Origin of the sequence: Streptomyces sp. NPDC057694 (genome assembly GCF_042799415.1) — a bacterium.
GTDB lineage: Bacteria > Actinomycetota > Actinomycetes > Streptomycetales > Streptomycetaceae > Streptomyces.
Genome location: NZ_JBHVIX010000016.1, coordinates 45,945 through 71,707, shown reverse-complemented (window position 1 = coordinate 71,707; position 25,763 = coordinate 45,945). Strand labels below are relative to the sequence as shown.

Annotated in this window: 23 protein-coding genes and 1 riboswitch; of the genes, 6 read left to right on the top strand and 17 right to left on the bottom strand. The window is 70.5% G+C overall.

What is annotated here, in order from left to right:
• Window positions 1-18 precede the first annotated feature (18 nt).
• The 4 genes from ACFVDP_RS29135 to ACFVDP_RS29120 all read right to left on the bottom strand — a co-directional run bounded on the left by ACFVDP_RS29135 (window position 19) and on the right by ACFVDP_RS29120 (window position 3,971).
• Window positions 19-1,023 carry an ABC transporter permease gene (locus tag ACFVDP_RS29135; RefSeq protein WP_383495896.1) on the bottom strand — a complete coding sequence of 335 codons (1,005 nt, stop codon included), beginning with the start codon at window positions 1,021-1,023 and terminating at the stop codon, window positions 19-21.
• A 399-nt stretch (window positions 1,024-1,422) separates the two neighbouring features.
• A complete protein-coding gene (locus ACFVDP_RS29130; protein WP_383495894.1) occupies window positions 1,423-2,223 on the bottom strand; it encodes an enhanced serine sensitivity protein SseB C-terminal domain-containing protein in 801 nt (266 codons plus the stop codon).
• 144 nt (window positions 2,224-2,367) lie between these two features.
• Window positions 2,368-3,192 carry an enhanced serine sensitivity protein SseB gene (locus tag ACFVDP_RS29125; protein WP_383495891.1) on the bottom strand — a complete coding sequence of 275 codons (825 nt, stop codon included), beginning with the start codon at window positions 3,190-3,192 and terminating at the stop codon, window positions 2,368-2,370.
• A gap of 104 nt (window positions 3,193-3,296) precedes the next feature.
• Window positions 3,297-3,971, bottom strand: a complete 675-nt coding sequence (locus ACFVDP_RS29120) for an AAA family ATPase (RefSeq protein WP_383495888.1) — start codon at window positions 3,969-3,971, stop codon at window positions 3,297-3,299.
• Between the two features lie 105 nt (window positions 3,972-4,076).
• Window positions 4,077-4,173: riboswitch (glycine riboswitch) on the top strand.
• Window positions 4,174-4,311: 138 nt separating this feature from the next.
• Between ACFVDP_RS29120 and gcvT the strand changes: the two genes are divergently transcribed.
• The 4 genes from gcvT to ACFVDP_RS29100 all read left to right on the top strand — a co-directional run bounded on the left by gcvT (window position 4,312) and on the right by ACFVDP_RS29100 (window position 8,687).
• Complete coding sequence (gene gcvT / locus ACFVDP_RS29115; protein ID WP_383495886.1) at window positions 4,312-5,439, top strand: glycine cleavage system aminomethyltransferase GcvT; 1,128 nt, start codon at window positions 4,312-4,314, stop codon at window positions 5,437-5,439.
• 67 nt (window positions 5,440-5,506) lie between these two features.
• A complete protein-coding gene (gene gcvH / locus ACFVDP_RS29110; RefSeq protein WP_383495883.1) occupies window positions 5,507-5,884 on the top strand; it encodes a glycine cleavage system protein GcvH in 378 nt (125 codons plus the stop codon).
• 7 nt (window positions 5,885-5,891) lie between these two features.
• On the top strand, window positions 5,892-7,169 hold the full coding sequence (gene glyA, locus ACFVDP_RS29105; protein WP_383495880.1) for a serine hydroxymethyltransferase: 1,278 nt from the start codon (window positions 5,892-5,894) through the stop codon (window positions 7,167-7,169).
• 147 nt (window positions 7,170-7,316) lie between these two features.
• Window positions 7,317-8,687, top strand: coding sequence for an L-serine ammonia-lyase (locus tag ACFVDP_RS29100; protein WP_383495878.1), 1,371 nt, complete (start codon window positions 7,317-7,319; stop codon window positions 8,685-8,687).
• A 33-nt stretch (window positions 8,688-8,720) separates the two neighbouring features.
• Here ACFVDP_RS29100 and ACFVDP_RS29095 read toward each other — a convergent pair whose 3' ends face one another.
• Window positions 8,721-9,710, bottom strand: a complete 990-nt coding sequence (locus tag ACFVDP_RS29095; protein ID WP_383495875.1) for an Ig-like domain-containing protein — start codon at window positions 9,708-9,710, stop codon at window positions 8,721-8,723.
• Between the two features lie 236 nt (window positions 9,711-9,946).
• Between ACFVDP_RS29095 and ACFVDP_RS29090 the strand changes: the two genes are divergently transcribed.
• Window positions 9,947-10,498, top strand: a complete 552-nt coding sequence (locus ACFVDP_RS29090) for a glycoside hydrolase family 25 protein (RefSeq protein WP_383495872.1) — start codon at window positions 9,947-9,949, stop codon at window positions 10,496-10,498.
• A gap of 18 nt (window positions 10,499-10,516) precedes the next feature.
• Here ACFVDP_RS29090 and ACFVDP_RS29085 read toward each other — a convergent pair whose 3' ends face one another.
• Both ACFVDP_RS29085 and ACFVDP_RS29080 read right to left on the bottom strand, forming a co-directional pair.
• A complete protein-coding gene (locus ACFVDP_RS29085) occupies window positions 10,517-11,212 on the bottom strand; it encodes an NADPH-dependent F420 reductase (RefSeq protein ID WP_383495869.1) in 696 nt (231 codons plus the stop codon).
• 34 nt (window positions 11,213-11,246) lie between these two features.
• Entirely contained in the window at window positions 11,247-11,936 is a 690-nt protein-coding gene (locus tag ACFVDP_RS29080; RefSeq protein WP_383495866.1) for a FadR/GntR family transcriptional regulator, read from the bottom strand.
• Between the two features lie 193 nt (window positions 11,937-12,129).
• Between ACFVDP_RS29080 and leuA the strand changes: the two genes are divergently transcribed.
• Window positions 12,130-13,830: a 2-isopropylmalate synthase gene (gene leuA / locus ACFVDP_RS29075; RefSeq protein WP_383495863.1), complete on the top strand. Its 1,701-nt coding sequence runs from the start codon at window positions 12,130-12,132 to the stop codon at window positions 13,828-13,830.
• Window position 13,831: 1 nt separating this feature from the next.
• Here leuA and ACFVDP_RS29070 read toward each other — a convergent pair whose 3' ends face one another.
• From ACFVDP_RS29070 to ACFVDP_RS29025, 10 genes are all read right to left on the bottom strand, one after another.
• Entirely contained in the window at window positions 13,832-16,543 is a 2,712-nt protein-coding gene (locus tag ACFVDP_RS29070) for a M4 family metallopeptidase (RefSeq protein WP_383495860.1), read from the bottom strand.
• Window positions 16,544-16,675: 132 nt separating this feature from the next.
• Window positions 16,676-17,746: a helix-turn-helix transcriptional regulator gene (locus tag ACFVDP_RS29065; RefSeq protein ID WP_383495857.1), complete on the bottom strand. Its 1,071-nt coding sequence runs from the start codon at window positions 17,744-17,746 to the stop codon at window positions 16,676-16,678.
• Window positions 17,747-17,962, bottom strand: coding sequence for an EF-hand domain-containing protein (locus ACFVDP_RS29060; RefSeq protein ID WP_353944833.1), 216 nt, complete (start codon window positions 17,960-17,962; stop codon window positions 17,747-17,749).
• Window positions 17,963-18,017: 55 nt separating this feature from the next.
• Window positions 18,018-18,935 (bottom strand): MerR family transcriptional regulator, encoded by a 918-nt coding sequence (locus ACFVDP_RS29055; RefSeq protein ID WP_383495854.1) that lies wholly within the window; start codon window positions 18,933-18,935, stop codon window positions 18,018-18,020.
• Between the two features lie 130 nt (window positions 18,936-19,065).
• On the bottom strand, window positions 19,066-20,241 hold the full coding sequence (locus ACFVDP_RS29050) for a YncE family protein (protein ID WP_383495852.1): 1,176 nt from the start codon (window positions 20,239-20,241) through the stop codon (window positions 19,066-19,068).
• Entirely contained in the window at window positions 20,238-21,029 is a 792-nt protein-coding gene (locus ACFVDP_RS29045) for a polysaccharide deacetylase family protein (protein ID WP_383496195.1), read from the bottom strand. The genes ACFVDP_RS29050 and ACFVDP_RS29045 overlap by 4 nt, the downstream gene beginning before the upstream one ends.
• Window positions 21,030-21,337: 308 nt before the next feature.
• The gene (locus ACFVDP_RS29040) at window positions 21,338-21,841 is read right to left on the bottom strand and encodes an ATP-binding protein (protein WP_383495849.1); all 504 of its coding nucleotides are present in this window, start codon (window positions 21,839-21,841) and stop codon (window positions 21,338-21,340) included.
• Between the two features lie 284 nt (window positions 21,842-22,125).
• Entirely contained in the window at window positions 22,126-22,893 is a 768-nt protein-coding gene (locus ACFVDP_RS29035) for an enoyl-CoA hydratase/isomerase family protein (protein WP_383495846.1), read from the bottom strand.
• Window positions 22,894-23,079: 186 nt separating this feature from the next.
• Window positions 23,080-24,279 carry an Ig-like domain-containing protein gene (locus ACFVDP_RS29030; protein WP_383495843.1) on the bottom strand — a complete coding sequence of 400 codons (1,200 nt, stop codon included), beginning with the start codon at window positions 24,277-24,279 and terminating at the stop codon, window positions 23,080-23,082.
• 198 nt (window positions 24,280-24,477) lie between these two features.
• On the bottom strand, window positions 24,478-25,686 hold the full coding sequence (locus tag ACFVDP_RS29025) for an Ig-like domain-containing protein (protein ID WP_383495840.1): 1,209 nt from the start codon (window positions 25,684-25,686) through the stop codon (window positions 24,478-24,480).
• Between the last annotated feature and the right edge of the window lie 77 nt (window positions 25,687-25,763).

Sequence of the window (25,763 nt, the reverse complement as noted above, 5' to 3'; positions counted from 1 at the left end):
AAGAGGGCTGTTGGGGACCTAGCGGGTGCCCTTGGGGTCGAGTGCGTCACGCAGCCCGTCCCCGAAGAGGTTGAACGCGAGGACGGTGATGAAGATCGTCACGCCGGGGAAGACCATGAACATCGGGTCGTGCTCGTACGTCGCGAGCGCGTCGCGGAGCATGCCGCCCCAGGAGGCGGTCGGCGGGCGGACACCCGCGCCGAGGAAGCTCAGGGCGGCCTCGGTGAGGATGTTGGTGGGGATCATCAGCGTCATGTAGACGACGATCGGGGCCACCAGGTTGGGCAGCAGTTCGCGCAGCAGGATGTGCCGGCTGCCGCCGCCCAGCGAGCGGGCCGCCTCGACGTACTCCCGTTCGCGCAGCGAGAGGGTCTGGCCCCGGACGATCCGGCCGACGTAGGGCCAGCCGAAGAAGCCGATGACCAGCACGAGGATGGCGACGCGGACACCGGTTCCGGTCAGCCCGAGCATGTCGTCGGGGAGCACCGAGACCAGCGAGATGATGAAGAGCAGCTGGGGGAAGGCGAGCAGCACGTCCATGACCCGGCTGATGATCGAGTCGATCCAGCCGCCGAAGTAGCCCGCGATCACGCCGAAGACCGTGCCGAGCACGACGGCGACGATGGCCGCGAGGAACGCGACGAGCAGCGAGATCCGGGCGCCGTAGACGACGCGGCTGAAGACGTCCCGGCCCTTGTTGGGCTCGACGCCGAACAGGTAGTCGCCGCTGACGCCGCCCAGCGAACCGGTGGGCAGGTTCGTCAGCGGGTCGAGCTTGTCCTGGTGGAAGTCGTTCGGCGGGTGGCCGAGCAGGCCCACGATCAGCGGAGCGAAGACCGCCACCAGGATCAAAAGGACGACAACGATGCCACCGGCCAGGGCGACCTTGTCCCGCTTGAGGCGGTTCCAGGCGATCTGCTTCAGCGACCGTCCTTCGACCTTGCCGCCTGACTGGCTCGCGGCAGCGTCGACCGACGCGGTCGGCTCCGCCTCCGCGGTCGTGTCGTGCAATGGTGCCGTCATCGTGGCAGGGACCCCTCTCAACCGGCGGTGACCGGCCCGCACTTGCCGCTGGTGGCGGCGTGATTCAGTCCGTCGTACTCGGAGGGCTCGTACACAAGGCCGAACCCCTTGGAGCGGGAGTCTTCAACCTGTGTGCGATCTGTTGCCAGACTTGACGGGGAAAGGATGCCTAAACGTGATGCTGTCTGGGGGGTTCCGTTATCCGGACGGCGGTCAACGACGGGCGGACAGTGGGCAGTTGGGGCCGAAGGGGCGGCATAGTGGACATTGGGGCCACAAGCCTGCTTCTCTACCCCCAACCCGTCCCTTCCCGAAATGACCGCTGCACACGCGGAGTTGAGGAGGACTTGAGGTTCGGGCCGGGTGGTCAAGCCCGTCCGGCGTTTGAGGACAAAGCGGTCAGTACGACGCGCCGTACGGCGGCGGGTAGCCGTAGCCCCCACCGGCCTGCCCGGCAGGAGCGGCGTGCGCCTCGCGGTCGTAGAACGCCCGGGCGTTCGCCCGCAGCCACATCGCCACCGGGTCGTACTCGTCGGACATCGCGACCGTGGACACCGGCAGACCGTCCGGCACGGCCGTGATGGACTGCTGCATCATCGCGCGCACCGAGTCCACCGACGCGGGCGACGTGTCGTACACATCGAGGCCGATGGCGAGGTACGGAGCGCCGAGCGCGGGCTGCACCCAGGCGCGGCGCAGGGCGCGCACGGCGGTGGTGCGGTGCGCGTTCTGCGCGAGGACGGCGTAGAACTGCGGGAGGTCGATCGTCGGCTCGGACAGCCGCAGCGGACCGGCCGGCTGGCGGTCGAGGCCGCCCGCGATCCGGCGCAGGTCGAGCCAGGGGATGCCGACGCCGCCGCCCGGCGCGTGCGGATTGAGCCAGAGGCCGTAGTGGTCGGGGTAGAGGGTGCGGGCCGCGTCGACACCGCCGACCACCTCGTACGCACGCGACCAGCCGGAGGCGGAGAGCTCCTGGGCGGAGGTGACGCAGGGGGCGTAACCGAACCCGTCGACCTCCATGTTCCCGTACTGGGCGTCGGGGGAGCCGGCCTGGCCGTGCCAGAGCAGCATCCAGACCTGGCCCGCCGCGGGGTCGGCGAGCGCCTTGAGCAGCGCCTCGTACGCGTCGTAGCGCCCGGGAGTCACCTGGCGCAGCATGTGCTCGACCTGTCCGGCCGCGGCCGTGCCCGACGCACTCACCCGTAACCGCCCCTTCGTGAACTTCTGCCAGTCTGTGATTCGCCGATCCGCCCGATCGGCCCCTCACCGGTGGGTGTGACACCGCCCGGTCAGGTCATGAAACCAGCTTAAGCGGCGTTACTGACACCGACTTGACGGACGGTGTCATACCTCTCGTGCATAGAACGGACGAACTTGGCCCCGCAGCCAGTCGGCGACCGGGTCCTGGGTGACGTCGAGGAAGACGAGATTCACCGGCCAGGCGACCGGCGTCCGGCCCAGCGCGCGGCCGAGCGCGTCCAGGGACACGTCCCGCGCCGGACCCGCCGCCGCCTCATGCTCCGTCAGCTCCACGCCGATGAACAGCGACGGGGCGCCGTCCTCGACGACCGCGAGACAGCGGCGGGCCGTGCGGACGATGCCGGCCGCGTCGAACTCCTCGCGCACCGCCGTCAGGAAGTCGACCGGATCGTCCTGCCAGTCCGGCTCGGACAGCACGACCCGGCCGCCGCTCGCCGGTCCGTCCAGCGGGGTGCGGCCGCCGCGGGCCAGCTGGGCGACGGCCGGGGGCGGGAGCGGGACGCCTATCGTGCCGTCCGGATTCACGGCGAGGCCGACCTGCGGTGGCAGTCCGCGCGCGAACTCCACGGCCGGGGCCACCGTGCAGTCCATCCGGCCGCCGGTGACCTGCATGAACTCGTGCTCGGAGCTGAAGACCGGGACGTACGCCTGGCCCTGGATCTCCATCGTGGGCAGGTCGAGGTCGCGGCTGGCCGGACCGCCGCCCTTGGGCAGCGGGATCCACAGGTGGCTGCGGCCGAGGACCTCGACGATGCGGCCGCCGGCCTCGGGGCGGCCGAGCGCCGCGGAGAGGACCTCCTCCAGCTCGTTGGCCGGCCAGCTGTGCTGCGGCTGGGGGTGGGCGTGTGCGCCGCCCTCACCCTGCGCGTAGTGCTCGTGCCCCTGCTCCGGGATGCCCGGCGTCTCCATAGCTGCCTTCAACCTCTGCTCTGCCGCTGTACCGCGCGCGGCGCCTGTCGTCCGGGCCGACGATAACCCGTTCGGCGGCAGCGCCGAAGGCGCTCCTCGCGGGCTCAGCTCTCCAGGAACGTGATTCCGCCGAGTGCGTCGGACGCCGCGCGGTCGAGCAGCACCGCCGACTCGATGCCGGCCGGCAGATCACCGGCCTCCGTCGACGTGACGAGCGCGGTGACCGCCCTGCGGTGCCGGGCGAAGGCGTACCGCGAGACGCCGCGGCCGCGGTCGCGCATGCCTTCCAGGGCCAGGTCCGCCGGCACGTCGAGCAGGATCAGATGGACGGCCGCGCCGCGCCGCCCGGCCATCCGCGTCACCCAGTGGCGCACCCAGGCCTGGGTGCCGCAGTCGTGCACGACGACGCTGGCGCCGGAGCGGATCGCCCGGCGCAGGCCCGCGTAGTGCGCGAGGCGGACCAGCGGCCGGTAGAGCGCGTACGGCAGTCGGCGCGGCATCCGCGCGGCCCAGCGCTCCCGGGTGTCCTGGGAGTCGATCCGCACCACGGTGACCACGCGCCGCATCAGCGTGGACTTGCCGCTGCCCGGCAGCCCCGACAGCACGACCAGGTCACCCGCCGCGAAGCCGATCCGGTGCGGGGTGCGGCCGCCGCGCCCCCGCAGGTCCCGCACCGAGCGCTGCCGGGGAATCCGTACCCCCGCCACCGCCGGCGCCGTGGTCGCGTACGCCCCCGCAAGCTCTTTGTGCACCGTGATCGTCCTCCCCGTTCCGGTCACGCCACTTCCTGCCCGCCAAGTGTAAAGAGTAGGTAATGCCCTCCGATCTGTTTTCCCGTTCCCCGGGCATGCAATGATGTGCGCGCCAACTGCATACCGGCCGCTTGAATCCGCGCGGGAGAGTTCCAGGCACACGCTGCCCGGACGCCGAAGGAGCAAGTCCCTCCCTTGAATCTCTCAGGCCCCGAACCGCGCGGGCGAGGCACATCTGAAAAGCGGGCCGCCCGTCTCGTACGGCGGCTCCACCCAAGGTGCAAGCCCCTCGGGGCGAACCTCTCAGGTTCCGATGACAGATGGGGAGGACACTTCGCCATCGCCGTCATGCCCTGGAGCACCAGCAATGAGCCCTACGCCTTCCCGCCTGACCGCACTTGATGCCGTGCACCGTTCCCTCGGTGCCACGATGACCGACTTCGCCGGCTGGGACATGCCGCTGCGCTACGGCAGCGAGCGTGACGAGCACACCGCCGTGCGCACGAAGGCCGGGCTCTTCGACCTGTCCCACATGGGCGAGATCACCGTTTCCGGCGCCGGGGCCGTGGACCTGCTCAACTTCGCGCTGGTCGGCAACATCGGCTCCGTCGGCGTCGGCCGCGCCCGCTACACGATGATCTGCCGCGCGGACGGCGGCATCCTCGACGACCTGATCGTCTACCGGCTGGCGGAGACGGAGTACATGGTCGTCGCCAACGCGGGCAACGCGCAGGTCGTCCTCGACGCGCTGACCGAGCGCGCCGAGGGCTTCGACGCCGAGGTCCGCGACGACCGGGAGGCGTACGCGCTGATCGCCGTGCAGGGCCCGCACTCCCCCGCCATCGTGAAGTCCGTCACGGACGCCGACCTGGACGGCCTGAAGTACTACGCCGGTCTGCCCGGCACCGTCGCGGGCGTCGAGGCGCTCATCGCGCGCACCGGCTACACCGGCGAGGACGGCTTCGAGCTGTTCGTCGCCCCGGCCGACGCGGAGAAGCTGTGGCAGGCGCTGACCGAGGCGGGCGCCGCGTACGGCCTCGTCCCGTGCGGCCTGTCCTGCCGGGACACGCTGCGCCTGGAGGCGGGCATGCCGCTGTACGGGCACGAGCTGACCACGGAGCTGAGCCCGTTCGACGCCGGTCTGGGCCGCGTCGTGAAGTTCGACAAGACGTCCCACGGCGAGGACTTCGTCGGGCACGACGCGCTCGTCGCCGCAGCCGAGCGCGCCGAGACCGCCCCGCCGCGCAGGCTCGTCGGCCTGATCGCCGAGGGCCGCCGGGTGCCGCGCGCCGGGATGGCCGTCGTCGCCGACGGCAAGGTGATCGGCGAGGTCACCTCCGGCGCCCCCTCCCCCACCCTGGGCAAGCCGCTCGCGATCGCGTACGTGGACGCCGGGCACGCCGAGCCCGGCACGGCCGGCGTCGGGGTCGACATCCGCGGCACCCACGAGCCGTACGAGGTCGTGGCTCTGCCGTTCTACAAGCGCCAGAAGTGACGCTCGTACCAGCGACGCCGTCCCCCTCCGTCATCAGCACCTTCCCCCGTACAGGAGAATTCGCATCATGAGCAACCCCCAGCACCTGCGTTACAGCAAGGAGCACGAGTGGCTGTCGGCCGTCGAGGACGGCGTGGCGACGGTCGGCATCACGGAGCACGCGGCCAACGCGCTCGGTGACATCGTGTTCGTCCAGCTTCCCGAGGTCGGCGACACCATCACGGCGGGCGAGACCTGCGGTGAGCTGGAGTCCACCAAGTCGGTCTCCGACCTGTACTCCCCCGTGACCGGCGAGGTCGTCGAGGCCAACCAGGACGTCGTCGACGACCCGGCCCTCGTCAACTCGGCCCCCTTCGAGGGCGGCTGGCTGTTCAAGGTCCGTATCGCGGAGGAGCCGAAGGACCTGCTCTCCGCCGACGAGTACACCGAGTTCTCCGGGAGCTGACACCTTTATGTCCGAGAAGACCGACAAGTCCGTACTGAACGAGTCGCTGCACGCTCTCGACCCCGAGGTGGCCCAGGCCGTCGACGCCGAGCTGAAGCGGCAGCAGTCGACCCTGGAAATGATCGCGTCGGAGAACTTCGCCCCGGTCGCCGTCATGGAGGCCCAGGGCTCGGTCCTCACCAACAAGTACGCGGAGGGCTACCCCGGCCGCCGCTACTACGGCGGCTGCGAGCACGTCGACGTCACCGAGCAGATCGCGATCGACCGCGTGAAGGAGCTGTTCGGCGCCGAGTACGCCAACGTGCAGCCGCACTCGGGCGCCTCCGCGAACCAGGCCGCCCTGTTCGCCATCGCCCAGCCCGGCGACACGATCCTCGGCCTGGACCTGGCGCACGGCGGCCACCTCACCCACGGCATGCGCCTGAACTTCTCCGGCAAGCAGTTCGACGTGGTCGCGTACCACGTGGACGAGGCCGGCCTGGTCGACATGGCCGAGGTGGAGCGCCTGGCCAAGGAGCACCGCCCCAAGGTCATCATCGCGGGCTGGTCGGCGTACCCGCGCCAGCTGGACTTCGCCGAGTTCCGCCGCATCGCCGACGAGGTCGAGGCGTACCTGTGGGTCGACATGGCCCACTTCGCGGGCCTGGTGGCCGCGGGGCTGCACCCCAACCCCGTGCCGTACGCCGACGTCGTCACGTCCACGACGCACAAGACGCTCGGCGGCCCGCGCGGCGGCATCATCCTCGCCCGCAACAAGGACTTCGCGAAGAAGCTGAACTCGGCGGTCTTCCCGGGCTTCCAGGGCGGCCCCCTGGAGCACGTGATCGCGGCCAAGGCCGTCTCCTTCAAGGTCGCGGCGAGCGAGGGCTTCAAGGAGCGCCAGCAGCGCACGATCGAGGGCGCCAAGATCCTCGCCGAGCGGCTGACCTCCGAGGACACCCGCGCGCACGGCGTGAACGTGGCGTCCGGCGGCACCGACGTGCACCTGGTCCTGGTCGACCTGCGCGACTCGGAGCTGGACGGCCGGCAGGCCGAGGACCGGCTCCACGAGGTCGGCATCACGGTCAACCGCAACGCGGTCCCGAACGACCCGCGTCCCCCGATGACCACCTCCGGCCTGCGCATCGGCACGCCGGCGCTGGCCACCCGCGGCTTCGACGCCGACGACTTCCGTGAGGTCGCCGACATCATCGCCGAGACCCTCAAGCCGTCCTACGACGCCGACGCGCTGAAGGCCCGGGTGACCGCTCTCGCGGAGAAGCACCCGCTGTACCCCGGCCTGTAGTAATTACGTACGCTTTGAGACGTACGAATTTTCGGGGCACCCCGCACACTGGAAAGTGAGCAGGGGTGCCCCGAGTCACGTCCACCTCTTTCCTGCCCCGCCCGTCCCGGCAGACAACGGCGTCTGCCACCACCATTGGAGTCCCCCGTGGCCATCTCGGTCTTCGACCTCTTCTCGGTCGGCATCGGCCCGTCCAGCTCCCACACGGTCGGTCCCATGCGCGCGGCGCGGATGTTCGCCCGGCGCCTGAAGAACGAGGGCCTGCTGGCCCACACCGCCTCGATACGCGCCGAGCTGTACGGCTCCCTGGGCGCGACCGGCCACGGGCACGGCACCCCGAAGGCGGTGCTGCTCGGCCTGGAGGGCGAGTCCCCGCGCACCGTCGACGTCGAGCACGCCGACCTGCGTGTCGAGGAGATCAGGACGTCCGGGCGGCTCAGCGTCCTCGGCGTGCACGAGATCGGCTTCGACGCCGACGCCGACCTGGTCCTGCACCGCCGCAAGGCCCTGCCGTACCACGCGAACGGCATGAGCCTGTGGGCGTTCGACGCCGACGGCACCGAGCTGCTCACCAAGACGTACTACTCGGTGGGCGGCGGCTTCGTCGTCGATGAAGATGCCGTCGCGGGCGATAACCCGATCGTGCCCGACGACACGGTCCTGAAGTACCCCTTCCGCACCGGTGACGAACTGCTCCGCCTCACCCACGAGACCGGCCTGTCCATCCCGGCGCTGATGCTGGAGAACGAGAAGGCCTGGCGCACCGAGGACGAGATCCGCGCGGGCCTGCTGGAGATCTGGCGGGTCATGCAGGCCTGTGTGTCGCGCGGCATGGCCCGCGAGGGCATCCTGCCGGGCGGCCTCAAGGTCCGCCGCCGGGCCGCGAGTTCGGCCCGCAAGCTGCGCGCCGAGGGTGACCCGCTGGCCCACGCCATGGAGTGGATCACCCTGTACGCGATGGCGGTGAACGAGGAGAACGCGGCGGGCGGCCGCGTCGTCACCGCTCCGACCAACGGTGCGGCGGGCATCATCCCGTCGGTCCTGCACTACTACATGAACTTCGTGCCCGGCGCCGACGAGGAGGGCGTGGTCCGCTTCCTGCTCTCCGCCGGCGCGATCGGCATGCTCTTCAAGGAGAACGCCTCGATCTCCGGCGCCGAGGTCGGCTGCCAGGGCGAGGTCGGCTCGGCCTGCTCGATGGCGGCGGGCGCGCTCGCCGAGGTGCTCGGCGGCTCCCCGGAGCAGGTGGAGAACGCGGCGGAGATCGGCATGGAGCACAACCTCGGACTGACCTGCGACCCGGTCGGCGGTCTGGTCCAGATCCCGTGCATCGAGCGCAACGGCATGGCGGCCGTGAAGGCGGTCACCGCGGCCAAGATGGCGATGCGCGGCGACGGCTCGCACAAGGTGTCCCTGGACAAGGTCATCAAGACCATGCGGGACACCGGTGCGGACATGTCGGTGAAGTACAAGGAGACGGCGAGGGGCGGCCTCGCCGTCAACATCATCGAGTGCTGAGAGTCGCCCCGAGGGGCGCACCCGGGACGGCGGTCACAGGGACGCCGTCGTCCCCTCGCCGGTCCCGCTGCCCTGGAGCCACTGGTCCCAGCTCAGGTTGAAGGCCGCGTAGCCGTTGTCGGCCGGGGCCTTGGCGCGCGGTGAACCGGTGATGGTGATGGGGTCGCCCTGCTTGACCTGGCCGTAGAACCACTTGGCGTCGGACATGGACAGGTGGACGCAGCCGTGCGAGCCGCGGGCGCTGCCGCTGCCCGGGTTCGGGTCGCCGGTCGAGTAGTGCACGTACGTACCGGACTGCGTCAGATGCACGTCCCAGGGCAGCGTCAGGTCGTAGTAGTTGGGGTTGCCCTTGTCGCAGCTGATGCCGACGCTGCAGGAGGTCATGTGGACCTTCTCCTGCTTGTCGATGACGGCCATCGTGCCGTTCCAGGTCGGGTACTCGGCGCTGCCCGCGTTGATGGACAGGGTGCGTACCGTCGCCCCGTTCTTCGTGACCTTCATGGTGTGGCCGGTGACGGAGACGTCGGCGCGGACGTCGTCGCCGACCTTGAAGGTGTGGGTGTAACTGTGCGTGCCGTACCGCCCGTTGCCGTTGCTGACGCCCTCCATGTCGGCGACGACCTTCACCTTCGTCCCCGAGGGCCAGTAGTCCTTCGGGCGCCAGTCGGCGCGCTTGTCGCCGAACCAGTGCCAGGCGCCCTCCACCGGCTGCGAGGCGCTGACCTTCATGTGCTTCTCCACGGACGCGCGGGCCTTGGCCGCGACCGGGTTGGTGAACACCACCGAGACGGGCATGGCCACGCCGACCGTGGCGCCGGTCTGCGGCATTATCGTCTCGAGCAGCATCGGCGGGCCCTTGGGCTTCGTCGGTGACGGCGAGGCGCTCGCGCTCGGCTTCCCCGGCGCCTTCCCGTCGCTCCCGTCCGCCTGGTCACTGCCGCTCCCGCCACAGGCACTCGCGCCCACGAGCACCGCGACCGTCATGAGCGCGATCCCTATTCCGCTGCCCTTGCGCCGTCCCACGACCTGCCCCACTCTCCTCGATCCGCGCCCTCCGAAGTCGGGGCCCGGCCCTGTGTCAGACCTCGGTTTCGGTGGACCTAGTTGCATGCGCCCGCGTAAAGCGTGTTCCAAGATTGCGCGGGCTCCTCCTGACCGAGCCTTCCCCGTAAACCCGCCCGCAGGCAGGTTCGGATCAGGGAGCATGCGGGGACCATGACAGTTCAACCTCGTCGCCCCCACCGACCGGAGGCCCACGCATGCTCCACGGCATCGACGTCAGCTCCTACCAGTCCACTTTCGACACGGACGGCCAATCGTTCGTCTTCATAAAGGCCACAGAAGGGCGCAGCTACGTCAACCCGCGCCTGACAAGCCAGACGAAACTGGCGCGCGACGGCGAGTGCACCGTGGGCTTCTACCACTTCCTGTGGCCGGGGAACATCGCCGCCCAGGCCGCGTACTTCGTGGGCAAGGCCCCCGAAAAGGCCGGCGACCTCCTCGCGGTCGACTGGGAGACGACCGGCGACGGCACCCGCGCGAGCAACGCGGACAAGGACCACTTCATCCGCGAGGTGAAGAGACTGCGGCCGAACCACCGGGTCCTGCTGTACTGCAACCGCGATTTTTGGCTCAACGTCGACACGACGTCGTACGCCGGTGACGGTCTGTGGATCGCCGACTACGTGACGGCCGGGAAGCCGCGCATCAAGGCGAAGTGGACGATCCACCAGTACACGTCGAGCCCCCACGACAAGAACGTCGCCGCGTTCACGAGCGAGAGCACGCTGCGCGACTGGGCGACGCCCTGACGGGAGTGCGGGCGCGCCTTAAGCGCGCCACTCCGCCGTGCGCTCCGGGGACGCCGCGTCCAGCGCCTTGCGGACGGCCGCGGCGTCGGCGGCGAGGCCGTAGACCGGGGTGCCGGGCTGCTGGCGCCACGACTCGTCCTGGCCGCCCGCGTCGACGGTGTCGAAGCCGATCTCGTCCAGCAGGGCCGTGACCGCCTGCTTCGCCTTCGCGTCGTCGCCGGCGATCGGCAAGGCGATGCGGTCCGGGGCGCCGGCGGGGCGGGCCTTGTCGACGATGTCGGCCGCGTACGTGCCGTTGAACACCTTCACGACCTCGTGGCCGATCTGGCGCTCGGTCCAGCGGCTCTCGGTCAGGCCCTCGTCCTCGATCCCGGCGATCTTCCCGTCGCGCTGCTGCGGGTAGTAGTTGCCGGTGTCGATGACGGTGACGTCGGGTGCGGCCGTGTCCAGGAGCCCGGCGGGCAGGTTCGGGACCGCCTTCAGCGGGATGGTGACCACGACGACCTGGGCGCCGCGGACCGCGTCCTCGATGGTCGCGGGGGTGGCGCCGGTCTCCTCGGCGAGGGCGCCGAGGGTGTGCGGGCCGCGCGAGTTCGCTACGTGGACGTCGTGGCCGACGGCGGTGAGACGCCGGGTGACGTTCCCGCCGATGTTGCCCGCGCCGATGATGCCGATCTTCATGTCTCGTCCTTCCGGAGATTCATGCGTGTGCATCGATTGCGAACCCGGGCGACGGAGCGGCTATTCCTCAGGACACCAGCTTCCCCCGAACGGCTTCCAGCTCGGTCTGCGCCACCCGTCCCGCCGTCTCCGCGTCGCCCGCCGCGACCGCCGCCACCAGGTCCGCGTGCGCCGCGTCGCCGTGGTCGCGCTCGGCCCCCGCCACGTCGACGAGTCCGAGCAGGTCGATCAGGCCCTGCCGCAGGGCCGGGGCGAACTCCGCGAACAGATCGGTCAGTACGGGGTTGTGGGCGGCGGCGACGACCGTGGCGTGCAGCGCGATGTCGGCGTCGATGAAGGCGTCGCCGGGGCCGCCGACGGCCGCCCGCCGCGCGTCGAGCGCCGCCCGCATCGCGGCGATGTCGTCGTCGGTGCGCCGCCCGGCCGCGAGCCGCGCCGCCTGGACCTCCAGGAGCGTGCGCACCTCGTACACGTCCGCGACGGCCGCCCTGCGCAGCCGGGCCGGGAAGTCCTCCGCCGGGTGGGTCGCCGTCACGAAGACACCGGCGCCCTGCCGCGGGCGCACCATCCCGGCCCCGGCGAGCGCGCGCAGCGCCTCCCGGACCGTGGAGCGGCCGACACCGAGGTCCTTGGCCAGGGTGGTCTCGCCGGGCAGCCGGGTGCCGACGGGCCAGGTGCCGTCGGCGATCTGGGCGCGCAGCCGCTCGGCGGCCTGTTCGACGAGGGGGCTGGGGCGGAGCGGACCCACGGACGACACCGATGACACCTGCCTGACTGAGTGAACTTGTCTGAGGAGTACTTGTCTGAGGAGCTGAGGTGTGGCTAGTCTACCGGTCATGACCCGCGGACTCCTTCTTCTCGGCAGCCGCGGCGGGGCCTGACGCGACCGGCACCCCGCCGCGGGGTGCCGTGCTGCCGGTCGTCACCGTCGGCCGAGAAGGACCCCACCGATGTACCGCTGGAATCCACAGACCCCCTCCCCCATGCCGTTCCACCGCTACCGCCCCCACCACGAACGCGTCGAGGTGCCGGTGCGCGGCCGGAGCTGGCCGGAGCGGCGGATCACCGAGGCGCCGCTCTGGGTGCCCGTCGATCTGCGCGACGGCAACCAGGCGCTGGCCGAGCCGATGGACAGTGCGCGCAAGCGGCGCTTCTTCGAGCTGATGGTGCGTACGGGATTCAAGGAGATCGAGGTCGGCTATCCGTCGGCCAGCCGGACGGACTTCGACTTCGTACGCCACCTCGTCACGAGCGGCATCGTCCCGGACGACGTGACCCCGGTCGTCTTCACGCCCGCCAGGCCGGACCTGATCGAGCGCACCTTCGAGGCCGTCGAGGGCCTGCCCCGCGCGGTCGTCCATCTCTACATCGCGACGTCACCGGTCTGGCGCGACGTGGTGCTGGGCAGGACGCGCGCGGAGATCCTCGACCTGGTGCGGGAGGCCGCCACGCACATGGCCCGGCTCGCGGACGCCCGCGGGGACGCGCACATCCGTTTCCAGTTCGCGCCGGAGACCTTCAACCTGACCGAGCCGGACTTCGCCCTGGAGCTCTGCAACGGGCTGACCGAGCTGTGGGACGCGAGCCCGGACCGGCCGGTCACCCACAATCTGCCGACGACGGTCGAGATCGCGACCCCGAACGTCTACGCCGATCAGATCGAGTACATGCACCGCCATCTGGAGCGGCGCGACTCCGTGATCCTCTCCGTGCACCCGCACAACGACCGCGGCACCGGCGTCGCCTGCGCCGAACTGGCCGTGCTGGCGGGCGCGCAGCGGGTCGAGGGCTGTCTGTTCGGCAACGGCGAGCGCACCGGCAACGTCGACCTGGTGACCCTGGCCCTGAACCTGTACACGCAGGGCGTCGACCCGAAGCTCGACCTCTCCGACATCGACGCGGTGCGCGCGACGGTCGAGCACTGCAACCGGCTGCCCGTGCACCCCCGCCACCCGTACGCCGGCGACCTCGTCCACACGGCGTTCTCCGGCACCCACCAGGACGCGATCAGCAAGGGTTTCGCGCACCGCGCCGCGCATCCGGACGGGCCGTGGGAGGTCCCGTACCTGCCGATCGACCCGGCCGATCTGGGGCGGTCGTACGAGGCCGTCATCCGCGTCAACTCCCAGTCGGGCAAGGGCGGGATGGCGTATCTGCTGAGAGAGCACCACGGCATCGACCTGCCGCGCGAGATGCGGCCCGAGTACGCGCGGACCGTGCAGGAGGCGACCGACGCGAGCGGGCGCGAGGCGGGCCCGGACGAGCTGTACGCGCTGTTCCGGGACGTCTATCTGGACGCCCGCGGACCGGTCGTCCTCGTCGACTGGACCGCCCGGCAGGAGGGGCCCGAGGTGCACCGCTTCACCTGCACGATCGAGGCCGACGGCGAGCGGATGGAGTGGGAGGGCAAGGGCAACGGTCCGCTGGCCGCGTTCGGGGACGCGCTGCGCGCCGCGGGCGTCGACGTCGACATCGAGTCCTTCGCCCAGCACGGGCTCGCCGGGGGCTCAACCGGGGAGGCCGTCGCCTTCGCACGCTGCCGGGTGGGCGAGGCACGCGCATGGGGTGCGGCCCGGCACACCTCGGTGCTCGCCGCCTCCGTGGAGGCGGTGCTGTCCGCGGTGAACCGGGCCGCTGTGGAACGCGGTTGAGCTAGTTCTCGCAGGTACCGGCGAAGGTCTCGCGGGTCACCACGTCCGTCGCGGCGGACGTGGTGTCCAGCCAGGCGACGCGCTGGCCGTCACCGAGGGACGGGGCCAGCTGGGTGCCGGAGGAGCAGGAGATCCGGCTGAAGGCCGCGGTGCCGTTCACGACGTCGGCGGTCGGGGCCGCCTTCGCCTTCCACGGGCCGCTCCAGGCACCGAGGCCGCCCCACAGGTCCGTCGAGGAGTACGCGAAGTACGCGTCGGTGACCGAGAACTGGCCGAGGTACGTCGACGACGGGTCCTTCAGGGTCTTCGCCTGCGTCAGGTCGGCGACCGGCGCCGTCACGACGGAGTCGCTGGAGATCAGGAAGGACTGCGTGCCGCGGTAGAAGACCCGGTCCGAGGTGAGCTGGACGTCGGTGATCTGCCCGAACAGGAAGCCGCCCATGCGCTTGCTCTGGGTGGTGCCGGTGGCGATGTCGTAGACGTAGAGCCAGGTGCCGTCGCCGCCCGCCCAGGCGATCGTGCCGTTCTTCATGGCGAGGCGGGAGGCGTGGGTGCCGGTCTCCGGCGTCACGTTCACCGTCGTGCCGTCGGCCTTGCGCAGCATGACGTCCTGCTCGCCGTCTGCGGTGGTGGAGACGTAGGCGAGAGCGCCGTTCTCGGTGACCGGCTCGGTCTCGTCGGCGCCGGGGGTGTCGACGATCTTCCTGATCGCGCCCTGGCCCTTGTCGCCGGCGCCGTAGATCCCGATGCCGTCGGCGGTGATCCGGGTGAAGACGATGCGCTTCTTGTCGAGCGAGGGGTCGATCAAGTAGGCGTCGCGCTGGGCGAGTTCGTGCTCGGAGTTGCCGTGCTGCTTGCTGAACCGGCCCACCGTGATGCCGAACGCGGCCGAGCCCCGGTCCCAGGCGACCGCGTCGCCGTGGCCGATGGCGTAGACGTCACCGCTGATCTGGGCGGCCTGCTCGTCGATGCCGCTGTACACCTCGTAGGCGGGCAGGACGTCGGCGCCGATGGTGGTGCCGTCGTGGGTGCCGCCCTTCTGCTCCCAGCCGTTCTCGATGCCGTGCGCGTCGAAGGCGGCGGCGATCTTCGCCTGGTCGCCCTTGGAGACCTTCAGGGACTTGGCCGCGAGCGTCACCGCGGTGCGCATCTCGGTGAAGCCGGACAGCGGGGTGAGGTAGTTCTGCGCGGCGCGGTAGATGATCCGGTCGGCGAGCTTCGTGTCGATCGTCTTGCGCAGGTCCCACAGGGCGCCGCCGACGATGGTGGAGTTGTAGTGCACTCCGCCGTTGTCGATGTCGAGCGGGACCGGCTCGTAGTCCTTCTGGGCGTTGCGGCCGTCGTTGAGGTCGCGCAGCGCGCACTCGTCGAGCGGCTTGGTGCCGTTGCAGAGGTACTCGCCGATGAGTCCGGAGGTCGGGTCGTCCATGGCGATGCCCTTGTCGGCGGTCTCCATGGCGTTGCCGAAGTAGTCGGATATCGCCTCGTTGAGCGCGCCAGACTGGTTCAGGTAGACGAGGCCCGCGCTGTGTTCGGTGACGCCGTGGGTCATCTCGTGGCCGACGACGTCCAGGCCCACGGACAGCGGTACGCCGTCCATGTGGCCGTAGACCATCTTCGAGCCGTCCCAGAAGGCGTTGGCGTAGTCCTTGCCGTTGCTGGCGACGTTGACGACGGAAGTGATCGTGCCGCCCTTGCCGTCGATGCCGTCACGGCCGATCTCGTCCTTGTAGAACTCGTAGACCTTGGCGGCGTTGACGTGCGCGTCGACGGCGCCGGACGAGGTGTTCGCGCCGTCGAAGCGGTCGGTCGCCGAGTTCACCAGCGGTACGTCGTCGGTGACCGGGCCGCCCTGGACGTCGAGGTAGCTCTTGCGCTGGGCGTCGTAGGTACGGATCTGGCCGCCGGCCGTCGCGTACATGGCGCGCGTCGAGTCGACCAGCGTGTACGAGCCGTCCGCCGCCTTGTCGGCCTCCAGCTTCGCCTCGCTGCCGTCGACGCGGACGCCGGTGGCCTGCGCGGGCGAGGCGTCGGCGGCGTCGACGTTGTTGTAGGAGAGGGCGAGGCCGCCGACGCGGGCGTCGATGTACGTCTCCTGGCGGACCGGGCTGCCGTCCTTCTTGGCGCCGGTGACGGTGAAGTGCCAGGCGAGGCGGCCGCCCTGGGCGTCGGGCAGCACGGTCAGACCGTGGGAGGCGGTCTTCGCGCCCTGCACGCCCCGCAGGTTGGCGTCGAGTACGGAGAGCCGTCGCTTCGCGGTGTCCTCGTCGACCTTGGGCGACGTGGACACCGTGAGGTCCGTGTAGAGGGTGCCGGTGGCGGAGGTGACCTGCCGGTCGTCGCCCGACTTCTGGGTCTGCACGGCGTACTCGGCGCCGAACACCGGGACGCCGTCGTGCTCCTGGCGGAAGCGGACGGTGGTCTGGCCGCCGTCCTGGGTGGTGCGGACCGTCTTCAGATCGGACACGGGCACCTTGTAGGTGTCCTCGTGGTCCGCGATGTGGGCGCGGGCGGCCTGGGCGGGGGTGCCGCTCCTGGCCGCCTTGTCGAGGCCCTGGGTCATGGCGGGCGCCACCGGGACCGGGCTGCCTGCGGCCGCCCCGGGCGCGGGCGTCCCGTCGGCGGCCCAGGCGGGCCCGGTCAGCAGCGCGGAGCCGGTGGCGGCGGCCACCACTCCCGCGGCCACGACCCGGCGTATCGGTCTCTTAGCCACAACGTCCTCCCCATCACACACAAACGTGGGGCCCAAGAGCCCCACGCGATCGGTGCGTTGATGGTTCGCCACCCGAGGTGTCCGCTACAAGGGATCACCGGTGGCGCATACGTGCCCTGGCGTAAACACGCCTCAGCCGGAGTCGTCCTGCTCCAGCCAGCCGGCCCGCGCCGCGTGCCAGCCGAGCTGGAAGCGGGTCGCCGCGTCCGCCCGGGTCATCAGGGCCTGGAGCCGCCGCTGCACGGTGCGGTGCCCGAGGCCCAGCTGGCGGGCGATGGCGGCGTCGGTCAGGCCGACGTGCAGCAGGGCGAGGATGTTCCGGTCGAGTCCGTCGAGGGGGTCGTCGGCACGGGGCGCCTCCCCCCGGCCCACCTGGAGCGGGGTGGCCTGCGCGTAGCACTGGTCGAAGAGGGACTGGAGCGCGATGAGCAGGCCGCTGCGGTGCACGACGAGCGCGATCGGCTCGGTCTCGTCGCGCTCGGGGTCCAGCGGCAGCAGGGCCGTGCGCCGGTCCACGACGACCAGCTTGATCGGGACCCGCTCGGCGACGGCGACGCTCTGCCCCTGCGCCACGACCTGGGCGACGGAGGCGGCGGTGTCGGGACGGTCGAACCAGCCGCGCTCGATGACCGAGCGCAGCAGGACGCCCCGCCTGATGGACTCGCGCTCGACCTCCTCGATGCCCTCCTCGACGGAGAGCGCCACGGCCGCTCTGCGCGTGGGCATCAGCGAGCAGACCTCGGTCTGTGCCTCCCGGCCCATCGCGAGCAGCCTGCGCCGGATCGCGGCGGCTCCGGAGAGTACTTCGACGGGGGCGCCGGAGGCCCGGACCTGCGCGGCGCGATGCCGTTCGGACAGCTCGGTGACCAGGTGCTCGACCTGGTGGAGGGCGCCGCGGCGGGCTTCGAGGAGCGGGCCGAGCGCGAGGATCGGGGAGGCGGAGCGATAGCGCGGGGCGGCTCCCGCGGCGCCGAGCCGGGCGCTGACGAGGCCCCGCTCGACCAGGACGTCGAGCGCGCGGGCCACCTCGTACGGGGTCAACGGGCCGACCAGGTCGTCCGGTTCGCTGTCCGGCCGGTCGACGAGGAGCCGGTAGACGGCGTCCTCCTCGGGTCCGAGTCCGAGCAGGGTGAGCAGCGACGCGTCCGCCGGGGCGGGACCCGTGCGGTCCCCCCCCGGCGGACGCGGTTCGTCTCTCAGCACTCAGGCCTTGTTCAGGTTGGCCCAGAACTCGTCGAAGGACAGCACCTTGTCACCGTTGGTGTCCTGCCGGGCGATGAGCACCTCGGCCACCGACTCGGTGACGTTGAAGTCGCCCATCTGCGCCATGGCGCTCTTGTACTCGGCCGCCGTGATGAAGCCGTCGCCGTCCGCGTCGAACCGGTCGAACGCCTTGCGTGCTTCCTCGATGCTCGCCACCGGGACCACCCCTCGTTTACGTACTGCTCGTACTGCCGTATTGACGGAGGTCAGATTAACCGGCCGGGTGGGCGCGCAGTGCGGCGACCACCCACGCGAACTCCGGGCGGTACGCGGAGGGTGCCTGACCGCCCTTGACGACGCAGAGCAGTTCGCGGGACCGGTTGACCTTGTCGTCCATCGAGGCCGTCAGCCGGTCGAGGACCGTCGGGCGGTGGGCGTCGTCGCCGAGCAGTTCGCGCAGGACCGCGTCCGCCTCGGGGCTGTCCGGCGCGACGCCGTCGCGCACGGCGGCACCGGCCGCGCCGATCAGCCTGCCCAGGAACTCCATGGACGCGCCCGCGACGTCCTCGCGGGAGCGGTCGGCCGCGTTGTACGCGTAGGCCCGGCGCATCCTCGCCTTGAAGTCCGGGTCCTGGTACAGCTCGACCAGTTCCACCCAGGCGTCGACCTGTTCGGGTGTCGGGTCGTCGGGGAGTCCCTCGCTCATCCCGCGCACCCGCTCCTGAATCGCGGGGTCGACGGTGTCCAGGCCGTGCAGCATCTCCTCGGCGAACTCGTCCATGATCCGCTTGCGTTCGGCGGTGGACTGCCGTGCCAGTCTGTTCATCAGAGCCATCTCCTCGGCGCTCGAATTGCGCTTGGCGACCGTCGACAGCACCGCGCGGTTCAGCCGCAGCACCCGGATCTGCGCGTCGAGGGCCGTCACGTGGGCGGCGGCCACCGAGGCGATGTCCCGCTCCCCGGCCAGGACGGTGCGTACGTCGTCCAGGCCGAGGCCCAGTTCGCGCAGGGTGCGGATCAGCTCCAGGCGGGCCACGGACTCGGCGTCGTAGAGCCGGTAGCCGCCGTCGCTGCGGGTCACCGGGTGCAGGACGCCCTCGTCGGACCAGTAGCGAATGGTGCGGACCGTGAGGGCGGTGCGGGTGGCCAGCTGGCCGATCGTGAGCAGTTCGGGGCTGTCGTCGGTCATGCCAGGGAGTCTGGGCCCTCCAGTGGGTGGAGACTCAAGCGGGCACGGAGGGGTGCTGCCGGCGCGTCTGCCATGTGCCGCTTGTACGTGGCTGGTCGCGCAGTTCCTCGCGCCCCTGGCGGGGCGCTACTCAGCGGAAGATTCCGGTGTGGCCCAAGGAGTAGCGGCCCGGTTGGGGGTAGACCGCGAGGCCGTGGGGGCCGTTGCCCACCGGGATGCGGGCCACCTGGACGCCGGTGCGGGTGTCGATCGCGTAGACCTCGGAGTCGTAGCGACCGGACAGCCAGAGGGTGTTGCCGTCCGCCGAGACGCCGCCCATGTCGGGGCTGCCGCCCTGGGGGAGCTTCCACTTCTTGGTCAGTTTGTTCTGCGGGAAATCGAAGACGGAGATGGTGCCCTCGCCGCGGTTGGAGATGTACATCTCCTTGGAGTCGCGGCTGACGTAGAGGCCGTGCGTGCCCTTGCCGGTGGGCAGCAGCTTCGGGGTGGTGAAGGTGTCGCCGTCGAGCACCCACATGCCGTTGGCCATCATGTCGGCGACGTAGAAACGCTTGCCGTCCGGGGAGATCTTGACGTCCTGCGGCATCGCCCCGTTGAACGGGAGCTTCTGGTGGGCGACCACCTTCATCTTCGCGGTGTCGACCTTCAGCAGCTCGCCGCTGAACTCGCAGCTCACGATGAAGTAGCGGCCGTCGAGGGAGAAGTCGGCGTGGTTGACGCCGTAGCAGGAGACCGGTTCGGTGTGCTGGATCTTCATGGTGTGCGGGTCGCGGAAGACCAGTTCGCGGTCGAGCGAGGCCATCACGACGGCGTGCTTGCCGTCGGGGGTGAAGTAGAGGTTGTACGGGTCGTGGACGTCGACCGGGGCGCCCGCCTTCCCGGTTCTCGGATCGATCGGGGTGAGGGTGTTGCCCTTGTCGTTGTTGACCCAGAGCGTCTTCAGGTCCCAGGACGGGACGACGTGCTGGGGCTGCCGGCCGACCTTGATCGTCTCGGTCACCCGGAACGTCTTCGGGTCGATGACGGTGACCGTGTCGGACTCGGTGTTGGGGACGTAGACCCGGGAGGGGAAGCCCTTGACCACCGGGGACAGCTTGTTCGGGCGGTCGGCGGCGTAGACGTCCTTGGTGTCGAGGACGGGCGGCATGCCGGGCAGCCCGTACACCGCCTGGCGCTGTGGCACGGCCGGCTTGACCGGCTTGATCGCGTCCTGGGTGGTGTGCCCGGTGGTCTCGGTGCCGCAGCCGGTCAGCGCGGCGAGGACGGCTGCGGTCAGCAGGAGGCCGGTACGGCGGGTGAGGTTCACGAGAGCAGCTCCGTGCAGGTGACCGCGGACAGGCCGCGGCGGTCGAGGTGTTCGAGGAGGGAGGGCAGGGCCTTGACCGTGTCCGGGTAGCCGAAGTGGAGGCTGACGATCGAGCCGGGCCGCACGGCCGAGACGACGTTCTGGACGACGGCCTCCTGTCCCGGCGAGGTGTAGTCGAGGGAGTCGACGTCGTAGCTGAGGACGTGCGGGTAGCCGGCGCCGCGGGCGAGGCGGGCGACGAGCGGGGTGGCGGTCCTGGTGCGCGAGGGCCGGAACCAGCTGCCGATGGAGCCGGTCAGCCGGCGGATGCGGTCCGCGCAGCCGGTGATCTCGGCGCGGGCCTCGGCCTCGGGCAGCTCGCTGATGCCGATGTGGTGCATGGTGTGGTTGCCGAGGTCGTGGCCGCCGTCGACGATGCGCCGGGCCAGCTCGGGGTGTTGGTCGAGCCAGGTGCCGACGGCGAGGACGGTGAGGTGGGCGCGGGCCCGCTCCGCCTGCTTCAGGAGCGCGAGGGCGATGGCCGGGTCGCCCTGCCCGTGGAAGGTGAGGGCGACCTGATCGCCGGAGCGCGGGCCGTGGTCGATCTGGGCGGGCTGCCCGGGGAAGCGGCGGGGGCCGGGAGCGGCGCGGGTCGTGATGCCCGTGCGGTGGGGCTTCGGGGCCGGGGCGGTGGTGGTGGCGTCCTGCTCGGCTGGGGCGCAGCCGGCGGCGAGAGCGGCGGTGAGTCCGGCTCCCGCGCGCAGGGCCGAGCGGCGTCGGATCGGTTCTGCCTGAGTCACCCGCCTTATTTAAGGGCGATCCGGGGCGAAAGCCTCCTACCGACCCGGGGGCCTTAATGATTGCTGAACACCGTCTGCACATTTCCTTCATTTGCGAGGTCGATGACCCTCGTCACCAATGATTCATTTGGTCCTTCCTGGTGTCATCTGCCATGATCGGTACATCGACCCCCATTGACCCGGGCCAGGTCGTCCACAGCCGCCGCGGAACTCACCCCCCATGTCCGCGGCGCACCACACGAAAGCCCCCGCGGCGCCGCACGACGGCGAGAACGGGGGCTTTCGTGCGTCTCCGGGACATCCGGAGGCGGGGCGGCTCAGCGGTCGGCGACCCGCATCTCGAACCAGGTCGTCTTGCCGCGCGGCAGCAGATCCACGCCCCAGCGGTCGGAGATCTTGTCGACGAGGAAGAGGCCGCGTCCGGAGACGTCGAGTTCATGGACCGGCATGAGGCAGGGCAGACCGCGGGACGGGTCGCGGACCTCGACCCGGATCCAGCCGCGACGGCGCAGCATGCGCAGGCCGAAGACGCGCGCTCCGGTGTGCCGCACCGCGTTGCCGACGAGTTCGGAGACGAGCAGGACCGCGTCCTCGGTCATCTTCGGGGACAGGCCCCAGTGCCGCAGGATGACGACCTGGGCGAGCCGCCGCGCGGTCGCCGCCGATTCCGGACGCGACGGCAGCGGCACCTCCGCCTCAGTCGGATTTCCGAACAGCTCCAGCGCCCGCAGCGCGTGCTCGTCCTCCACCGCGGGAGACCAGCGCGCCGCGGTCGCAGCGCCGTGCCTCCGCGGCTGTTCGACACCCTCAAGCCCCGCCATGCCCACCATGATGGCTGCACAGCGGGGCTCTTGGGACCGTTCCGGCTGAATAAGCCCCCCGGAACGCCTCATTCCGGAGGGCTCTTTTGGCATATGCTCCTGGCAGATGGAGGCCCGTTACAGCCCTACTGACCTGCGATGACTTACCGTGCGTGGGCGGTCGTTGATCGTCACCGGCGCAGATCGCTTAAGGTTCCCTTAAGGCGGGGATAATGCGCCCCAACGGGGGACGTGATCAACTCTGCTTGCCTGTAAGGGAGTTGACGCACCGTCCGCGCAGGCCGTCAGGCGAACTTCGCCTTGCCCGGACCTTCCTCCACGAAACTGCGCATACCGGTCTCCCGGTCGGCGGTGGCGAACAGGCCCGCGAACCAGCTCCGTTCGAGGGCGAGGCCCGTCTCCAGATCCGTCTCGAGACCCGCGTCGATGGACTCCTTCGCGGCGCGCAGCGCGATCGCCGGGCCCTGCGCGAGCTTCGCGGCCCAGGCGTGGGCGGCGGTGAACACCTCGTCCGCCGGGACGACCTGGTCGACGAGGCCGATCCGCAGCGCCTCGTCGGCCCTCACATGGCGGCCCGTGAAGATCAGGTCCTTGGCCCGGGACGGGCCGACCAGGCGGGCCAGGCGCTGGGTGCCGCCCGCGCCCGGGATCAGGCCGAGCAGGATCTCGGGCTGGCCCAGCTTGGCGTTCTCGCCCGCGATCCGGTAGTCGGCGCACAGGGCCAACTCGCAGCCGCCGCCCAGGGCGTAGCCGGTGATCGCGGCGACCACGGGCTTGGGGATGCGGGCCACCGCCGTGAACGAGTCCTGGAGAGCGCGGGACCGGGCGACCATGGCCGCGTGGTCCATGGCCTGCATCTCCTTGATGTCGGCGCCGGCCGCGAACACCTTCTCGCTGCCGCGCACGACCACGGCCCGGATGTCGTCGCGGGCCGTGGCTTGTTCTGCGAGTTCCTTGATGCGGTCCTGGGTGGTGATGTCCAGGGCGTTCATCGGGGGGCGGGTCAGGGTGATGGTGCCTACGCCGTCGGCGATTTCGAGGGTTGCGGTCATGCTCCGCACAGTACCCATCAAGCCCCTCCGGCGATTGAGGAGCGGGGTCCGGGGCAGAGCCCCGGGCCTCAGCGCCGTTGCCGGTTGCGATCCATTCGCGGCTCACGCACCGTCGTGGCTGGTCGCGCAGTTCCCCGCGCCCCTGGGAGCGAGCTTCGCTCGCCCAGGGGCGCGGGGCCTAGCCGGCTACTTCTTCCAGTCCGCCCAGGACATGTTCCAGCCGTTCAGGCCGTTCTCCGGGGCCACCGTCTTGTCCTTCGAGTGCTTGACGATCACGACGTCACCGGTGATCGACTGGTCGAAGAACCAGGCGGCCGCGATCTTGCCGTCGTACCCGCCCCGCACATCGCGCAGCCCGATGCACCCGTGGCTGGCGTTGTAGTTGCCGAAGGCGTCGCCGCCCCAGTAGTTGCCGTGGATGAAGGTGCCGGAGTCGGTGAGGCGCTGGGCGTGCGGGACGTCCTTGATGTCGTACTCGCCGCCGTAACCGACCGTCTCGCCGTTCATGCGGGTCACCTTGAGGCGCTCGCTGATGACCATCTGGCCGTTCCAGGTGTCGTAACCGGGCTTGCCGGTGGTCACCGGGATCTTCTTGATGGTCTTGCCGTCGCGCTTGACGGTCATCATGTGCGTCTTCACGTCGACCGTGGAGACCTGGCTGCGCCCGACGGTGAACTTCACCGTGCGGACCTGCTTGCCGTAGACGCCCTCGCGGCCCTCGACCCCGTCGAGGTTCAGCTTGACGGTGACCTTGGTGCCGGCCGCCCAGTACTTCTCAGGGCGGAAGTCCAGGCGGTCGTTGCCGAACCAGTGGCCCTCGACGTCGACGGCGGGCTCGGTGGTGACCGAGATGGCCTTCTCGACGTCCTCGGGGTGCGTGATGCCCCGCGTGAAGCGCACCGAGAACGGCATGCCCACGCCGACCTTCGAGCCGTCCTCCGGAGTGAAGGTCCCGATGAAGGTGTTCTTCGGCGTGAGCGTGGTGAAGCTGGTGTCCTTGGCCGACTCCCGGCCGTCCTTGTCCTTCGCCACCGCGTGCACCTTGTACGTGGTGGAGGCGGCCAAGTGGTGATCGGGGGCCCAGGACGTGCCGGTCCCCGCGATCTTGCCGTCGACCTTGTTGCCCTTGCTGTCCGCGACCTCGACCGCGGTCAGCTTGCCCTTCGCCGCCGTGACCTCGAGCGCGCCGCTCGTGGCCACGCTCTTCGCGCCGTCCTTGGGCGCCACGGTCACCACGGCGGCCGACGCCTTGGTGTCCTCACCCGCCTTGTCGGATTTCCCCTTGCCGTCGTTCCCCGCGTCCGAACCACCCCCGCCACCGCAAGCGGTGACCAGCAGCAGTGCCGCGCCCAGCAGAGCCGCCGATATCGGCCGTCGCCCGTTCAAGATGTTCTCCCCTCGCCAGGCCCGGGTCCAGGGCCTGCACCCCTGCGCGTCCGCGCGCGCACTGCGAAAGATAACCACACGACCTGGGAAAACGGAGCCCCGAACTATGTCACCGTTTAGTCCCAACCACCGGTGCCCGGCGCCCCTTTCGGACCGCCGTACTCCTGCCGTCCGGGCACCGGCTCTCCGTCTCGGTCGCTACGAACGCGCGGCGCCCCCGGCCTTCCACGTTCCCCAGTCCATGTTCCAGCCGCCGAGCCCGTTGTCAGGAGCCACTTTCTTGTCAGCGCTGTTGCGCACCTCGACGACGTCGCCGATCAGCGTGTGGTCGAAGAACCAGCCGGCGGGGGTGAGCGAGCTGCCGCCCTTGACGTCGCGCAGGCCGACACAGCCGTGGCTGACGTTCGTGGACCCGAAGGCGCCGCCCGACCAGTAGTTGCCGTGCAGGAAGGTGCCGGAGTCGGTGAGCCGGATCGCGTGCGGCACGTCCGGGATGTCGTACTCGCCGCCGAACCCGACGGTGCGGCTGTTCATACGGGTGACCTCGTGCATCTCGGTCACCACCATCCTTCCGTTGTACGTGGTCGAGCTCGGCGCCCCCGCGGTGATGGGCAGGGTGTCGATCAGCTCGCCGTCCCTGACGACCTTCATGGTGTGCGCGGCGGCGTCGACGGTGGAGACCTGACTGCGCCCGATGGTGAAGGTGAACGTCTTGTGCTGGAGTCCGTAGACCCCGGACGCCCCCTCCACGTCGCGCAGGTTCAGATCGACGGTGACCTTCGTGCCGGGCTTCCAGTACTTCTGCGGCCGGATGTCGAGCCGCTCCTTGCCGAACCAGTGCGCGGCGACCGGGACGGCGGGCCGGGACGTGACGCGGACGGCGCGCTCGACGGCGGCCCGGTTCTCGATCTCCCGGTTGAACGCCAGCTTCACGATCATGCCGGTGCCGACCGTGGCCCGGTTCTCCGGCGTGACGTAGCCGATGAAGCGCTCGTCGGGGACGGCGGTGGCGAAGGTGGTGTGGCGGGCCATCCGCCGCCCGTCGTCGTCGACCGCCACCGCGTCGACCGTGTACTGCGCGGCGAGCGCGAGCCCGTCGGCGTCCCGTCCCGTCGGCCGCCAGCGGGTGCCGTCCTCGTCGAGCCGGCCGGGCACCGTCTCCTCCTGCGCGTCCTGGATCCGGACGACCTTGACGGACTGCAACCGGCCCTCGGGGACCTCGACTTGGAGTCTCCCGTCACCCTTCACGTTCTTGCTCGCGTCGTCCGGTGTCACCCGGATCATGTCCTCGGGTGAGCGCGGCTTGCCGAGCACCTCGTTCGAGTCGCAGCCGGCGGTTACGCCGACGAGTCCTGCCCATGCCAGTACGGCGCCCAGTGTCGCCCCTGCGCGCCGCGCGCGCCTCACAGCAGTTTTCACGCCAGGCCAACGACGGGCACCCCGCTGGGGAAACGTGAGTGCGAGCCAAGCTCTGGGCAGAACAG

Bases quoted from the DNA above. Each gene is read 5' to 3' on its own strand.
- ACFVDP_RS29135 (WP_383495896.1), bottom strand. From the start codon at position 1,023: ATGACGGCACCATTGCACGACACGACCGCGGAGGCGGAGCCGACCGCG.
- ACFVDP_RS29125 (WP_383495891.1), bottom strand. From the start codon at position 3,192: ATGGAGACGCCGGGCATCCCGGAGCAGGGGCACGAGCACTACGCGCAG.
- gcvT (WP_383495886.1), top strand. From the start codon at position 4,312: ATGAGCCCTACGCCTTCCCGCCTGACCGCACTTGATGCCGTGCACCGT.
- gcvH (WP_383495883.1), top strand. From the start codon at position 5,507: ATGAGCAACCCCCAGCACCTGCGTTACAGCAAGGAGCACGAGTGGCTG.
- glyA (WP_383495880.1), top strand. From the start codon at position 5,892: ATGTCCGAGAAGACCGACAAGTCCGTACTGAACGAGTCGCTGCACGCT.
- ACFVDP_RS29090 (WP_383495872.1), top strand. From the start codon at position 9,947: ATGCTCCACGGCATCGACGTCAGCTCCTACCAGTCCACTTTCGACACG.
- ACFVDP_RS29085 (WP_383495869.1), bottom strand. From the start codon at position 11,212: ATGCACACGCATGAATCTCCGGAAGGACGAGACATGAAGATCGGCATC.
- leuA (WP_383495863.1), top strand. From the start codon at position 12,130: ATGTACCGCTGGAATCCACAGACCCCCTCCCCCATGCCGTTCCACCGC.
- ACFVDP_RS29055 (WP_383495854.1), bottom strand. From the start codon at position 18,935: ATGACCGACGACAGCCCCGAACTGCTCACGATCGGCCAGCTGGCCACC.
- ACFVDP_RS29040 (WP_383495849.1), bottom strand. From the start codon at position 21,841: ATGGCGGGGCTTGAGGGTGTCGAACAGCCGCGGAGGCACGGCGCTGCG.
- ACFVDP_RS29035 (WP_383495846.1), bottom strand. From the start codon at position 22,893: ATGACCGCAACCCTCGAAATCGCCGACGGCGTAGGCACCATCACCCTG.